The sequence below is a fragment of the Streptomyces sp. NPDC001828 genome (assembly GCF_042892175.1).
Taxonomy (GTDB): domain Bacteria; phylum Actinomycetota; class Actinomycetes; order Streptomycetales; family Streptomycetaceae; genus Streptomyces.
Genome location: NZ_JBIATV010000001.1, coordinates 1,314,399 through 1,328,336, shown reverse-complemented (window position 1 = coordinate 1,328,336; position 13,938 = coordinate 1,314,399). Strand labels below are relative to the sequence as shown.

General features: G+C 68.7%; 13 protein-coding genes. 11 read left to right on the top strand and 2 right to left on the bottom strand.

The window, feature by feature from the left end; genetic code table 11:
- The 11 genes from ACFYZA_RS06195 to ACFYZA_RS06145 are packed head-to-tail and all read left to right on the top strand — an operon-like array spanning position 1 to position 11,978.
- The gene (locus ACFYZA_RS06195; RefSeq protein ID WP_388487685.1) at positions 1–1,971 is read left to right on the top strand and encodes an alpha-hydroxy-acid oxidizing protein; all 1,971 of its coding nucleotides are present in this window, start codon (positions 1–3) and stop codon (positions 1,969–1,971) included.
- Positions 1,968–2,657, top strand: coding sequence for a class I SAM-dependent methyltransferase (locus ACFYZA_RS06190; protein WP_382589563.1), 690 nt, complete (start codon positions 1,968–1,970; stop codon positions 2,655–2,657). Before ACFYZA_RS06195 ends, ACFYZA_RS06190 begins: the two co-directional genes overlap by 4 nt.
- Before the next feature lie 20 nt (positions 2,658–2,677).
- Positions 2,678–3,925, top strand: a complete 1,248-nt coding sequence (locus ACFYZA_RS06185; RefSeq protein WP_382589560.1) for an MFS transporter — start codon at positions 2,678–2,680, stop codon at positions 3,923–3,925.
- The gene (locus ACFYZA_RS06180; RefSeq protein WP_388487682.1) at positions 3,922–4,794 is read left to right on the top strand and encodes a hypothetical protein; all 873 of its coding nucleotides are present in this window, start codon (positions 3,922–3,924) and stop codon (positions 4,792–4,794) included. Before ACFYZA_RS06185 ends, ACFYZA_RS06180 begins: the two co-directional genes overlap by 4 nt.
- Positions 4,791–5,666, top strand: coding sequence for a nucleotidyltransferase family protein (locus ACFYZA_RS06175; RefSeq protein ID WP_388487680.1), 876 nt, complete (start codon positions 4,791–4,793; stop codon positions 5,664–5,666). The genes ACFYZA_RS06180 and ACFYZA_RS06175 overlap by 4 nt, the downstream gene beginning before the upstream one ends.
- 23 nt (positions 5,667–5,689) lie before the next feature.
- Entirely contained in the window at positions 5,690–6,751 is a 1,062-nt protein-coding gene (locus ACFYZA_RS06170; protein ID WP_388487677.1) for an amidohydrolase family protein, read from the top strand.
- Complete coding sequence (locus ACFYZA_RS06165; protein WP_388487675.1) at positions 6,748–7,920, top strand: hypothetical protein; 1,173 nt, start codon at positions 6,748–6,750, stop codon at positions 7,918–7,920. The genes ACFYZA_RS06170 and ACFYZA_RS06165 overlap by 4 nt, the downstream gene beginning before the upstream one ends.
- Positions 7,917–9,140 carry an acetyl-CoA carboxylase biotin carboxylase subunit family protein gene (locus tag ACFYZA_RS06160; protein WP_388487673.1) on the top strand — a complete coding sequence of 408 codons (1,224 nt, stop codon included), beginning with the start codon at positions 7,917–7,919 and terminating at the stop codon, positions 9,138–9,140. Before ACFYZA_RS06165 ends, ACFYZA_RS06160 begins: the two co-directional genes overlap by 4 nt.
- A gap of 11 nt (positions 9,141–9,151) precedes the next feature.
- Complete coding sequence (locus tag ACFYZA_RS06155; protein ID WP_388487670.1) at positions 9,152–9,919, top strand: inositol monophosphatase family protein; 768 nt, start codon at positions 9,152–9,154, stop codon at positions 9,917–9,919.
- Positions 9,916–11,151 carry an ATP-grasp domain-containing protein gene (locus ACFYZA_RS06150; RefSeq protein WP_388487668.1) on the top strand — a complete coding sequence of 412 codons (1,236 nt, stop codon included), beginning with the start codon at positions 9,916–9,918 and terminating at the stop codon, positions 11,149–11,151. Before ACFYZA_RS06155 ends, ACFYZA_RS06150 begins: the two co-directional genes overlap by 4 nt.
- Positions 11,152–11,210: 59 nt before the next feature.
- A complete protein-coding gene (locus tag ACFYZA_RS06145; protein WP_388487666.1) occupies positions 11,211–11,978 on the top strand; it encodes a metallophosphoesterase family protein in 768 nt (255 codons plus the stop codon).
- Positions 11,979–12,089: 111 nt separating this feature from the next.
- Here the strand turns inward: ACFYZA_RS06145 and ACFYZA_RS06140 are convergent, their stop codons facing one another.
- Together ACFYZA_RS06140 and ACFYZA_RS06135 are read right to left on the bottom strand one after the other, a co-directional pair.
- Positions 12,090–13,160: a histidinol-phosphate transaminase gene (locus ACFYZA_RS06140; RefSeq protein ID WP_388487663.1), complete on the bottom strand. Its 1,071-nt coding sequence runs from the start codon at positions 13,158–13,160 to the stop codon at positions 12,090–12,092.
- Positions 13,161–13,226: 66 nt separating this feature from the next.
- Positions 13,227–13,751, bottom strand: coding sequence for a hypothetical protein (locus ACFYZA_RS06135; protein ID WP_388487661.1), 525 nt, complete (start codon positions 13,749–13,751; stop codon positions 13,227–13,229).
- Positions 13,752–13,938 lie beyond the last annotated feature (187 nt).

Genomic DNA, 13,938 nt, shown 5'->3' with positions numbered 1-13,938 from the left:
ATGAATGACCTGCGTATGGGCATCGGTGTACACAGCCCCATCACCGCGCTGCTCGCAGAGGAGGCCGGTGCGGACGTCCTCTGGCTCGGCAGCCTGGAGATGTCCACCAGCCGGGGAGTCCCGGACCGCGAGGTCCTGGAGCCACACGAGATCGCCGGAATCATCCGCTCGGTGCGAGCCGTCACGTCACTGCCGATCTATGTCGATGCCGACACCGGCCGGGGCAGTGATGAGCTGGCCGTCCTCGCGACGAAGCTCTTCGAAGAGGCCGGCGCCGACGCCATCTGCGTGGAGGACAACCTCTTCCCCAAGAGGAACTCGCTCGACGACCGCTTCGGCGGGCGGGAGTTGCTGGACACGGAGGCGTTCGCCGACAGGATTTCCGCCATGGTCGACGCGCGACGCTCCCTCCTGGTCATCGCCCGGACCGAGGCACTGGTGGCGGGCCACGGTGCGGATGCGGCCGTCGACCGGTTGCGTCGGTACGCCGACGCCGGTGCGGACGCCCTGTTCGCCCAGGCGAACCGGGCCAGCGCCGACCAGTTGCTTCCGGTGGTGAAGCAGATCGCGCCGCTGCGCCCGATGGTGCTGGCACCCACCGTGCTTCCCGGCACCGATGCCCAGGCGTTCGCGGAGCACGGCTCCGTGACCGTCATCTTCGCGAACGTCGTCATGCGCAGCCTGGTGGCACAGACCTCCCAGGTACTGCGCGAGGTGATGGCCTCCCAGCGGCTGGACGCGGTCTCGTCCGAACTGGCCGATGTGGAGCGGCTGTTCGAGCTGTCCGAACGCGGCCTCTCATCCCCGAGCGGGCCGGTGGAACAGGAGAAGGCAGACGTCGTTCCGCACCCGGCGGCCCGCGTCGCTCCCCTGCCCGCGGTCGAGCCCGAGCCACGAACGGCCGCTGAGCGGGCCAAGGTCCTCATGGCCGAGGCAGCCTTCGACTACTGCGCCGGCGCGGCCGGGGACGAGTCGGGGATGCGGCGCAACGTCGAGCGCCTCGACGCGCTGACACTCACCCCGCGCGTGCTGTGTGACGTCTCGGAACGGAGCACCGGGACCGAGCTCTTCCAGAAGCGCCTGGCCGCGCCCGTCCTCGTCACACCGATGGGACTGCAGGCGCTGTGCCACCCGGACGCGGAGGTGGCAACCGCTTCCGCGGCGACCTCGCTGGACCTGGGCTTCACCCTGTCCATGTTCAGCTCGCGGCCCGTCGAAGAGGTCGCCGAGGCCGCTCCCGGCCTCTGGCAGCAGATCTACCTCCTGCGGGAACGCGCCGTCAGTTGGTCCATGCTGCGCCGGGCCGAGGACGCCGGGGCGGGAGCGGTGGTGTGCACGGTGGACGTACCTCTCGTGGGCCGCCGCAAGAGGGACGCGCGCAACGGCTTCCGCCGATTCGACGCCGCGCCGCCCGCGATCATCCAGGACCCCTGCTTCGTGGACCTCCTGAAGCAACGGCAGCGCCGGTCACCACTCACCGCCGCCGAGCTTGTCTCGGATCTGTTTCCCGACCCTTCCGTGTCCTGGGCCGACATGGCGGAACTGCGCTCGCGCACCCGGCTTCCCCTGGTCGTCAAGGGGATCCTGCATCCGGAGGACGCCGTCCGCGCGGTGGACGCCGGAGCCGACGCGATACAGGTGTCCACGCACGGCGGCCGACAGTCGGACCGGCATGTGGCCTCCGTGGACGCGCTGCCGGACGTCGTGGCGGCCGTGGGCGACCGCGTGCCCGTGCTGTTCGACTCCGGTGTGCGCAACGGGGTGCACATCGCCTCCGCACTGGCCCTCGGCGCGCGTGCCGTCCTGGTGGGCAGGCCCGTGTTGTGGGGGCTCGCCTCCGGCGGGCGGGACGGGGCCCAGAGCGCGCTGCGGTCCCTGCTGGACGAACTGGAGCACGCCATGGGCCTGCTCGGAGCCTCCTCCGTCGCCGGCCTTGGCCATGAACTGATCAGTTCCCGGGAGCGGGCATGACCTCATCGAGTACGAGCAGCACCACCGCACACCACCACTGGGACGAGGTCTGGAAGACCAGCGGAGGGCGCGCCGACTGGTCGACGGTCGACCCCTGGGTCGCCGACACCGTGGGCCTGTTGCGCGACCGCCAGGTACGTACGGTGCTCGACCTGGCCTGCGGCATCGGGCGGCACGCCCTCTTCTTCGCCGAGTCCGGCTTCACGTGCTGGGCCGTGGACGCGAGCGAGACCGCGATCGAGCAGACCCGCACAGCGGCGGAGCGGGCTGGCCTGAACCTCGATCTCCGGGTCGGGCCCATGAGTTCGCTGCCCTATCCCGACGATCACTTCGACTACGTGCTGGCCTACAACGCGATCTACCACGGAGACCGGAACGCGGTACGGGCGACAGTCCTTGAGATTCACCGGGTGCTGAAGCCCGGTGGCCTGTACCAGCTGACGATGTTGTCGCGACGCAATCGCGGTTACGGCCAAGGCACCGAAGTCAGCGCCGGGACCTTCGTCCAGCCGGACGCGGCCGACGACAAGGTGCACCCGCACTTCTACTGCGATGCGGCGGACCTCGTCTCGCTCAACGAACCGGCCGCGCTGCTCAAGGCACATGACGAGGAGCACACGGCCCCCGGGTCGTTCCACTGGCACTGCCTGTTCGAGCTGCCCCAGGAGGCGGGGGGCCGCGAGTGAGGCAAGGACGCCGGGCGGCAGTGCTGGAGCGGATCTCGGACCAAGCGCAGCTCCAGCCGTTCAAGGGCAGGAACTTCCGATATCTGTGGGCCGGGTTCGCGGTCTCGCTCCTCGGCGACGGCATGATGTTCGTCGCTCTGCCCTGGCTGGTGCTGTCACTCAATGACTCCACCACGACCCTGGCCGTGGTCGGTGTAGTGATGGCGGTGACCGCGATTCCGGCGGCCCTGCTCGCCGGCGCGTGGGTCAACAAGTACGGGGCCCGCCGGGTGATGCTGGCCGGGGATCTGGTGCGTGCGCTCATGCTGGCGGCGATCGGTCTGCTGAGCCTGACGGGCCTGCTCACCACCTGGCACCTCTACACCGGGCTTGCCGTCTTCGCCGCGGCTGAGGCCGCCTTCGTCCCCGCGTTCAACACCATGGTGCAGTCGCTGGTGCCCCCGGAGCACCTGGTCGGCGCCAACTCCGCCGATCAGGTCATACGTCCCCTGATGTGGCGGCTGATCGGGCCGGCTCTGGGCGGTGCGCTGGTCGCCACGTCCAGTGCGGACTGGGTGTTCGTCCTGGACGCGTGCACCTTCGTCGTGTCCTTCGGTTTCGTACTCAAGGTGCGTGCCGAACGCGAGCCGCTGGAGCAGGACGAGCCCCGGGGTCTGCTGGCGGACAGCGTCGACGGCTTCCGGTACGTGTGGAGTCACAAGTGGCTGCTCTACGCCTTCGGTGCCGGCGCGGTGACCGTGGTCGCCGTCATGGGGCCGTGGAACGTCCTGGTGCCGTTCATCCTCCACAACGACACGGCGCATGGCGCGGAGACCTACGGCCTGGTCCTGGCCGTAGGCGGGATCGGCCAGATCGCCGGAGCGCTTCTCGTCGGCGGCAGACCGCTCGATCACCGGGCGCTGTGGTGGCTCTACCTGGCATGGGGCGTGATGGCTGGCGGGCTCGTGGGCTTCGCCTTCGACGCGTCGCTCGTCCCCGCCCTGGTGGGCAGCTTCGTGATCAATACCGCGCTCGCCGTCTCCGCGGTGCTGTGGGGCGCACTCCTGCAGACCGCGGTGCCACGGGCCTTCGTGGCCCGCATGTTCGGGATCGACTGGGCGCTGTCCCAGGTGCTGGTGCCCATCTCGTACTCGCTGACCGGCGCGTTCGCCGAAGTCACCTCCACCGACACCGTGCTGGTCGTGGCCGCCGTGGGCGGGCTGATCTGTGTCCCGGCCCTGCTGGCAGTGCGGCAGGCCCGGCGAATACCGGAAGTGAGGAACCCTTGAGTGACGACATCACGGACCTGCTGGCGCGGCGCTTCTCGTGGCCGGACGGGAGCGGAGTCCTCCTGGCGGGCTCCACGGCGGAAGGCGTCGCCATGCGCGGCTCGAACGTCAACGTCCTCGTGCTCGACGCACCGGACGACTGGCTGCCGGCGGACGACGGCACCGAATCGGTAGTGCGGCCGATGAGCCTGGCCCGCAACTACCTGTGCTCCCGGGATCCCGTCATCAACATGGACATCCTGCGCTCGGAACCCCTGCGCTCGTTGGCCGAACTCGCGACGGGCATGGCCCGGATCCAGGATCCGCTCACACCGGACCTCGAACTCCCCGTGCTCGACGCCCTGGAGATGCGCTTCCTGTCCAGACTGCGCAGTGGCCGCATCGTCAGCGGCGCTCCGGCGATCGAGCACTGGCGGCAGCGGACACAGGTGCGGTGGCTGCCCGAATTCCACTGCGCCACCACCTATCTGACAGCGGATCACTTCCGCAGGAAGGCCATGACCGCCCATGCCGACCAACTGCCGGTGGACGCCTCTGTTCTGCTGCGCCTCACTGTCGAGCACCTGCTCATCAGCGCCCTGGCCGGCTGCGGGCACGTATTGCACGAAGTGAAGAACCTCGGGCGCAACATCACCTCCGTCCTGGCGAACGGGACGCGGGGCCCGCGCCTGTTCGAGGAGGCCGCGAGCCTCCTGGAACACGGCATGAAGCCCACCCCCGAGCTCTTCGCCTGGATCGACGCGTGCTCGGCCGACCTGCTGCGGTGGCTTCCGTCCAGCACCCATGGGCGTTCGGCCGCCGCGTACCTCGCGGGGCAGGGATACGTCCAGCTCGCAGGACAGGGATACGTCCAGGAAGGGCGGTCATGACCATCACCAGCCTCACCCCACCCGATCTCCCGCCAGCGGTCCGCGACGCCGTCGACGGGCTGGCCGCCCTCAAGACCGTACGATCCATCCGCATCGCGGGCTCACGCGCTCGGGGCAGGCCCACCAGCCCTGCGAGCGACTGGGACGTCCTCGTATACGTCGAAGACCCGCCGGCGCCGGAGGAGCTGCACCGTCTCCTGCCGGCCGACGCCGGTCCCCAGGAGTCCGTCGAGCTCGTCACCGCGAACCTCGGACACCCCTTCCAGGAATCGGAATACACGATTCCTGTCTCGCCCAGGATCGACGTCTGTTTCCGCCCACTCGCCCACGTGCGACGGGAGGAAACCCTGGCCGCCCAGGGCGCGTTCACGGTGTACTCCTATCCCAAGATCGCCAGCGGTGTGCCGTCGTACATCCTGCTGAGCGAAGCCGCGCTGTCGGCTCCCGTCCACGGCGACGTCGGCTCCCCGGCCCGCCCCACGGAGCTGGCCCTCAGCGCGGGGCCCTGGTGGCGGGGGCGGGCGTCATGCGCTCTGCTGCTGGCGATCGACCACGTCACCGCCGGAGAGAAGCTGGGCGCCCTGGAGCACATACTCGCCGCGGCCACCTCCCTCGCCCACTCCCGTCTCATCGCGCGGGCCCAGTGGTACCCCATCACCAAGCGCCTCCTGAACGAACCCGGCGCCCTCGACGACCGGGCCCGCCAGAGCCTGAACCAGCTGTCCGCCGACCGGCTGAGCCCGGATGTCGTGCATCAGGTGGCGGAAGACCTCGGGCTCGACCCGGAGGACGGCCTCGACTGGCTGGCCAGGGGCGAGCACATACGGCCGGGCGGCCCGGACACGCATCCCACGCAGACCGGCCAGCGCTGATATTCAGAGGAAAGGCGTCCACCATGCCGGACATCCAGCTCTACGACTGCGACACCCACTTCACCGACCATCTGCCCGAGCTCTGGGCGGAGATCGGGTTCTCCCCCGCCGAGGCTCCCGAGGTGGTCACCGACGCGGGGGCGACCCGGCTCAGGCTCGGCGACCGTCTGTTCCCCCGCCCGAGCGGACAGGGACACGGCAACCCCAAGGGCCTCGGCCATCTCATCGGCCCCGGCGAGGACGAGGACCGGGCCGTCTTCATGACCAAGCACAACATCGCGGCGGCCGTCCTCCAGCCCGGCTTCGTCGGCCTGTCGGTGCAGGCCGTCGAGGACGCCGAGACCCGTCTGCGGCTGCTCGACGGCTACAACCAACTGGCCTCACGCTCCTGTGCCCGATCCGCGCTCTCCCTGAAATGGGCCTTCCTCGCCTCGGTGGAGGATCCGGGGTGGAGCGAAGAGACGCTCCGCCAGTACGCCGACGACGAGAACCTCGTGGGCGTGGTGGTGAGGCCGACCGCTCGCACGGCGGCCGCACGGCTCAACTCCCCGGAGACATCACCGCTGCTCGAAACGGCGGCGCGGCTGCGGCTGCCGCTGTTCGTCCACGGAGGCACCGGCTGCTATCAGTGGTCCCCGCTGGCGGACGCCTTCGCGGACTACGCCATGACCCACGCCTTCGGCCACATGGGAGAGCACATGATCGCCATGGCGGACCTGGTCACCCGGCCCGACGGACTCCCCGACGATCTGCGCGTGGTCATGCTGGAGTCAGGCATCGCCTGGATTCCCAGTGTCCTCGGACGGCTGACCAGCCACACCCGGCGGCTCGCCGACAACGCGACGAGCCCGACCGACATCTTCAGGAAGCACTTCGCGGCGGTGCCCGATCCCGACGAGGAGCATGTGGGCTGGGCCATAAGGCAGTTGGGCGTCGAGACCGTGCTCTTCGGGTCCGACTATCCCCACTGGGACACCGTCGAGGCCGGCGTCTGGCTGACGGAGTTCTCGGGTTTCTGCCCCTCCGGGCAACTCACGGCGAACACCTCACGGTTCATCCCCCGCCTCGTGAATGAGTCCGCATGAGTACGGCAGGGACGAACGCCGCGCGGACCCGCACTCCGAGGGACGGAGACCGGCCCGTCCGTATTCTCGTCGTCGGCTGCGGAGACCTCTCGATCCGGGTGCTGCACGGGCTGACCGGGACCTCCCAGCCCCGGCACCTCGCACTCCTCGGACGTGACGGGGAGTCGGTGGTCCGCACGGCGAACATGGTGTCGCTCGCCGCCGCGCAGCTGGGCAGGCCTTGTACGGTCGATCCGCTCGTCCAGGATCTCGATGACATCGCGGGCGCCGCGGAAGCCATCGCGCGGTTCGCACCGGACATCATCTTCGCGGCGGTCAGCCGGCAGTCCTGGCACGTGATGTCGGAACTCCCGGCCGACCGCTTCGCCCGCGTCAGCGCCGCCCACTTCGGACCGTGGCTGCCGATGCACCTGGACCCGGTGCTCAAGCTGATGAAGGCGGTACGCGCCGCCGGTACCGGAGCGACGGTGGTGAACGCCGCATACCCGGACGCCGTCCACCCGGCGCTCGCCGGGGTCGGCCTCAGCCCGGATCTGGGCATCGGCAACGTGGCGAATTCCGTGCCCGCGCTGGCGGCGATCGCCGCCGATCACCTCGGCTGCGCGGCGGCCGAGGTGCGACCGCGCTTCGTGGCGCACCACTTCGTGGGCCACCGGCTCTCGCGCACCGGCGACAGCGGCGGCGCCAAATTCGACCTGACGTTCTGGAACGGGGCCGACGAGGTCACCGATGAGCTGCCGGGGGACGCCATGTTCCATCCGATGAGGAAGGAGTACCGCAGGACGGGCGGCAAGGACGGACAGCTGATGACGGCGGCCTCCGCCCTCAGCGTCCTGGAACCCCTGGCCACCGGTACCAGCGCCAGGGTCCACGCACCCGGCTGGCACGGCCTGCCCGGCGGGTATCCGGTACGGATCACCCCGCACGGAACCGAACTCGACCTGTCCCCCAGGCTGAGCGAGGAGGAAGCCGTGGAGATCAACCGGGACGGTCAGCGCCACGACGGAATCGCCCACATCGCGGAGGACGGCCTCGTCGAGTTCACCGACGAGTCGGTGGAGGTCATGCGGGAGGAACTCGGCTACACCTGCAAGGAACTCGCGCTCGCCGATGTCGAGGAAGCAGCCGAGGAGCTCGCCGCACGGTACGCGGAAAGCTGCCGGATATGAGCGACCGCACCAGGAAGGTCCTCGTCCTCGACCACATCGGCTATCACTACTACCAGGCCGCCGACGGACGCCCGTTCCTGCCGGCGCACGAGAACCGGGTCAGCCTCGTCACCGATGTCCGCAAGGTCGACCAGGCCCGTGGCGAGGAGCTCGAAGCCGTCGTCGGCATCCCGCGTGGTGACGAGGCGCTCCTGGAAGCCGCAGCGCGTTTCCACCACGGCGCGGGAGATCCCGTAGAGCGCGTTGTCGCCATCAGCGAAGGGCTGCTGCTGGCCGCCGCCAGGCTGCGGGACAAGTTGGGGGTGCCGGGTCCCACGGAGCAACAGGTACTGGGCTACCGCGACAAGGTCACGATGAAGGAGCGGCTGCGGGCCCAGGGCATCCGTGTCCCCGACTACGCGCCCTTCACCGAGGACGACGCGGAACACCTCCTGAAACGGTATGGGCGAGTGGTGGCGAAACCGCGACGCGGTGAGAGCTCCGCGGGAATCGCCTTCCTGGACAGCCCCGACGACCTCCGCAGTTTCGTCGCCAACCGCCAGGAAGTTCCCGGAGGTTACGAAGTCGAGGAACGCATCGACGGAACGCTCTTCCACATAGACAGCGTCGTCAGCGGCGGAGTCCCACTCGCCGCGACCGCGGGCCGCAGCATCGAGGAGACGACTTCCTACCGCCACCTGGGGGCATTTCGGGATGTCGCCGTCGGCCCGGGCTTGACGCTCGACCGGCTCCTTCGCTTCAACCGCGAGGTCCTCGCCTGTTATCCCGATTTCAGCGGCGTCACCCATCACGAGGTCTTCCTCAACGACGACGAGGTCTGCTTCTGCGAGATCGGCGGACGCCCGGGCGGCGGAGGCATCATTCCCGGCTTCCATTCCCGCACCGGCGTCAACCTCGACGAGGTCGCGATCAAGGCGCATTTGGGCGAGGAGATCACGCAGTGCGCTCCCCCGGCGGACCACCTCACCGGCTACGCCCTGGTGTACGCGCCGGCCGGGGTACTGGAGGCCGACCTGACACTGCCCACGGTCGACTGGATCATCGATACGCAACTGCGGTTCCAGGTGGGCGATTTGATGCCGCAGCCGGCCGGCTGGCATCAGGCGGCGGCCACGGTGACGGTCCGGGGGAACTCCGAGGACGAGGTCCTCTCCCGTCTCGACGAGGTGATCGCCCTCGTACAGGACAAGTTGCGCGGCGGCACCACGACACAGAGGTGAGGTGAGAGGACGTGGCGGAAATCCAACGGCTCGCCATCGATCTGGCGCGGCGCGCGGCGACGGAGATCCAGGACACGGCCGGCCGGGCGTACCGCGTCAGCCAGAAGAGCAGCGTGGACGATCTGCTGACCGAGGCGGACCTGCGGGCGGAGTCCGTCATCACGGAGATCCTGCGGGAGGCGCGGCCCGGCGACGCCGTCCTGGCGGAGGAGTCCGGCTATCGGGCCGGCCGCACCGGAGTGACCTGGATCGTCGATCCACTCGACGGCACCGCGAACTTCGTCCGCGAATCTCCCCACTACGCCGTGAGCATCGCGGCGGTGTCCGACGCGCGGTGTCTCGCGGCCGCCATCGTGCGACCGGCCGACGGGCAGTGGATAGCGCTCCTCGACAGCGCGCTCGACGGTCACTTCACTCCGGTACCGCCCGCCGCGGACCTTCGCGTGGCCGTCGGCCTCCCTTACGGCGCCGAGGAGCTCATCGAGGCCCGTGCGATCCTCGACCTCGTCGGGCAGCGGTACGAGGTGCTCCGGACCGGCTCGGCGGCCTGTGACCTCCTGCGGGTCGCCACCGGCTCGGTGGACGCCCATATCTCGGTGGCGCTTCCGTGGTGGGACACGGCGGCGGGTCACGGTCTGATCCGCGCGAGCGGCAGGACCGTGGTGCACCGGCGTTCCTTGAGGCGGACCAGAGTCGATATTTCCGGCAGGCCCGAAGTGGTGCGCTCACTCAGCCGTCTCCTGGCCGCGCACCACCACGTGAGCGAGCGTTCGGCATGAGCGATCAGGAGCCCTCTCACGGGCGTGGCCCTCTGCTCCTGGTGATCAGCCGGCGACGAAGCTTCACCCGGCACGTGCTGAGCCGGAGCGACATCGACACCATTCTGCTGCGCCCGGAGTCCTCCTCGGTCGAAGTACCGGACGGCCAGGACCCTTTCGTGCTGCGCACCGATGCGCCACCGGCTGTGGAAGCGGCCCGGTTCCGGGAATGGACCGAGGATCGGGGCCTCGCTTTCCCTCGGTACTTCTGCAACCCGGACGAAGCGGTCCAGTCCCTGGTCCACCGGTTCGCGGCCGCGGCCGGGCTGCCGCACCTGTCACCGGAGCAGGTGCGTCTGACCACCGACAAGATCGCGATGAAGGAGCTGTTCGCCGCCGCCGGGCTGCCCGCGGCGCGATTCCGGCCGGTCGCCACTGCGGGAGAGGTGAAGGAGTTCGGCGACCAGTGCGGATGGCCCCTCATCGTGAAGCCGGCGGTCTCCGGCTCCTCCATGAACATCTGGAAAGTGGACACCGATGAGCTGGCAGAGATCGATCTGGCGATGGGCGAGCGGACGGAACGCCAGTGGATCGCCGAGGAGTACATACGTGGAACCGAGTATCAACTGTGTGCCCTCGTCCACAGAGGTGAGGTGCAGGACGCGTTCATCGCGGTCAATCCGGCCCCGCTCCTGGAGACCCTCAGCGGCGCGATGAACGCCGACATCACGTTGGCCGCCTCGGAGCCGGGGCCCCTGGACGGGCGGGCGGTGGCCCAGCGCATCGGCGACGCCCTCGACTTTCGCGACGGCTATCTCCATGCGGAGTTCTTCATCAGAGAGGACGGATCGTTCGTCATGGGAGAGATGGCCGCGCGGCTGGGCGGAGCGGAACTGCCCGCCGGCCACGGTCTCGCCCGTGGATTCGACATGCTGGCGGCCGTGGCGGACGTGTACGTGGGGCGCCGCCCGAACTTGGCGTACACACGCGACCGTGCGGTGGGGGAACTACTGCTGCCGGCACGACGCGGCTTCGTCTCGCACATCTCCGATCTGGCGGAACTCAAAGCCCTCCCCGGGGTGGTCTCCGGGGAAATCACCGCGGCGGTGGGCGACTACCTCGACCCACCACGGGCGTCCAACGCCTCCAGCGGTTATGTGCACGTGGAGGGAGAGAATTCGAGAATCGTCCGGGACCGGATGGCCGATGTACTGTCCGCATTCCGGCTGGAAGTTGTCGACTTGCCCAACTGAGGCCCCGTTCCCCTAAGTTGTTCGAGTAGGCAGTATCGACTCGCTCGAAAGGTCGCTCCATGGTTGCAAGTGTCGCTGTTCTGTCCGACATTCACGGTGTGTTGCCTGCGCTCGAAGCGGTCTTGAGCGAGCCCGACGTCATGTCGTCGGAGCTGATCGTCATCACCGGGGACCACGCGGCGGGCCCGCAGCCGGTCGAGGTCCTCGACCGGCTGCGGGAGCTCGGGGACAAGGCACTCCTGGTACGCGGCAATGCCGACCGCGATCTCGTGGCGTTGGCCAGGAACGAGGAGAAGGCCGTCGAAGAGGCGTGGGAGATCGACCTCTGGGCCGCTCGACAACTGCGCCCCGAGGACGTCGAACTCCTGGGGGACCTGCCCCATCCGGTCACGTTGGACGTGGACGGATTCGGCAAGGTGGTCTTCTGCCATGGAACGCCGCGTGACGACAACGAGGTCGTGCTCGTCGACACCCGCCTCGACCGCTGGGAGGAGATCTTCGCCGAACTGCCGGACGACGTGAGGACCGTGGTGTGTGGACACACCCACATGCCTTTCCTGCGTCTCGTCCACGAACGGCTCGTGGTCAACTCCGGGAGCATCGGGATGCCTTACGGGCGAACCGGCAGCCCGTGGGTTCTGCTCAAGGACGGCCAAGTACACCTGCGGCACACGCGGTTCGATGTCGACGGCGCCGTGGACCTCGTGGCCAAGGGGTCCGGCTACCACGACTGCCGCGCTTGGGCGGACCATTACGTCCGGGCCGTCACCACCGACGCCGAGGCGCTGCGTACGTTCGGCCCTCGGGACGGGCGACAGGTGTCCTGACGGCATTTCACCGTTCGGGGGCGGCCTCGGTGGTCACACGCCCTACCAGTAAGGCGAGTTGTGCCCCTGGACCGCGCCGGACCCAACCCCCGAACGGGTAGCCTGGCTCACTCAGGAGTGGCGGGCATCAGCGCGGTAGAACCGGGAGGCGACGGCCAACACGGCTTCGACGGCCTCCGGTTCGCCTACCGTGATCCGCACTCCTTCATCGGGGAACACCTTGACCATGACTCCGCTCTCCTCGCAGTCATGGGCGAAGTCGCGGGTCCGCTCGCCAAGGCCGAGCCACACGAAGTTGCCGTGGGGGTCGGGCACTTGCCAGCCTGCCGCACGCAGACCATCGACGAGCAGGGAGCGGCGCAGAACGAGTTCCGCCACTCGCTCTGCCAGAGGCTCCTGTGCCCGCAACGACTCCACGGCTGCCCGCTGAGCCAGTGCGCTCACTCCGTACGGCAGCGCGCGACCCCTCAGCGCCGCGGCCACCGGCTCATGCGCCACGGCGAAGCCGATACGCAATCCGGCCAGTCCGTACGCCTTGGAGAAGGTGCGGAAGACCACGACATTGGGCCGTTCCCCGGCTATTTCGACGCAGTCGAGTGCCTGCGGCCCGTCGGCGAACTCGCGATAAGCCTCGTCGATCACTACGAGAACGTTCTTCGGCACCCGATCGAGGAACTGCTCCAGCTCGGCCCGCCCGACGACCGAACCCGTTGGATTGTTGGGGTTGCACACGAAGACCACGCGGGTGTTGTGCGTGAGCGCGTCCGCCATCGCATCCAGGTCGTGACGATCCTCGCGCAGTGGTATCGCCACGGGGACGGCACCCGCCAGTCGTGCCATCGTGCGGTACCCCTCAAAGGAACGCCACGCGAAGACGACTTCGTCGTCCGGTCCGTCGACGTACTCCATCAGCAGGTTCTGGATCAGCGCGACGGACCCCGTCCCCACCACCACGCGTTCCTTCGGCACCCGAAGCCGATCGGCGAGCTCGGACCTGAGCTCCGCGCACGCCGCATCGGGATACCGGTTCACCTCACCCGCTGCTTCCTGCAGGACCTTGAGGACACCCGGCAGCGGTGCGAAGGGGATTTCGTTGGCCGACAGGTTGTAAGGAGTACGCCCCGAGGTGCGAAGTCGCTCTGCGGAGTGCTTGCCTGCGTCATTGCCGCTCTGATTCGACATCACTCCAACCTAGTGCTCCGCCCTGAGGACATCGCTCTCGGTTCCGCAGGCACCCATACGCTGGGTTCACGATGTCCAGATGGGGTCGTCCGGTGCCGGCCGCCCCGAGAAGCGCTGGAGTGAGTCGCCGGCAAGTGAGAGCCTCCCGCGTGCGACGGTGATGAAGTTGTTCTGCGCCGATTCGACACCCTCGCGCAGGACGAGCCAGTTCTCCTCGGGGGTCAGGCCACGTTTGATCATGGTGTGGAGACGCCATATCTGCTCATCGAGGGCGTGTCCGGCTTCCGCCGTTTCCTTGTCGGCGACCAGGTTCATCATGCTCAGGGCCTCATTCCACGGCCGCCAGTCGATGGTGGTGGGGAGCACCACGCCCTGAGGCACCGAGTCGGGTCGACCGGCTTCCATCTCGCTCAGGTCCACTAGCAGAGCCGATGATTCGCGCAGCACACGCGCACACGTCCCGGACACCTGCTCCCGGACCCAGTGTCGGCCCTGTGCCCTGCTGGTGACCGTGCTTCCCGTGACCACACCGATCAGTGTGGCCACGACCGCTCCGGCCGGGGCGACCAGCAGACTCCAAAGCGCGGACATGAACTCATTTTGACGTGCTGGACGACTGACCGCAGGCGCTTGCAACAACCCAGCGGCCTTGCCTCGCAGGACGCAGCGGGCCGGGGCGGGCCCCCTGGCGTCATGGCTTCATGGCTTCATGGCGTCATGGCGTCATGGCGTCATGGCGTCATGGCGTCATGGCGTCATGGCTTCATGGCGTCATGGC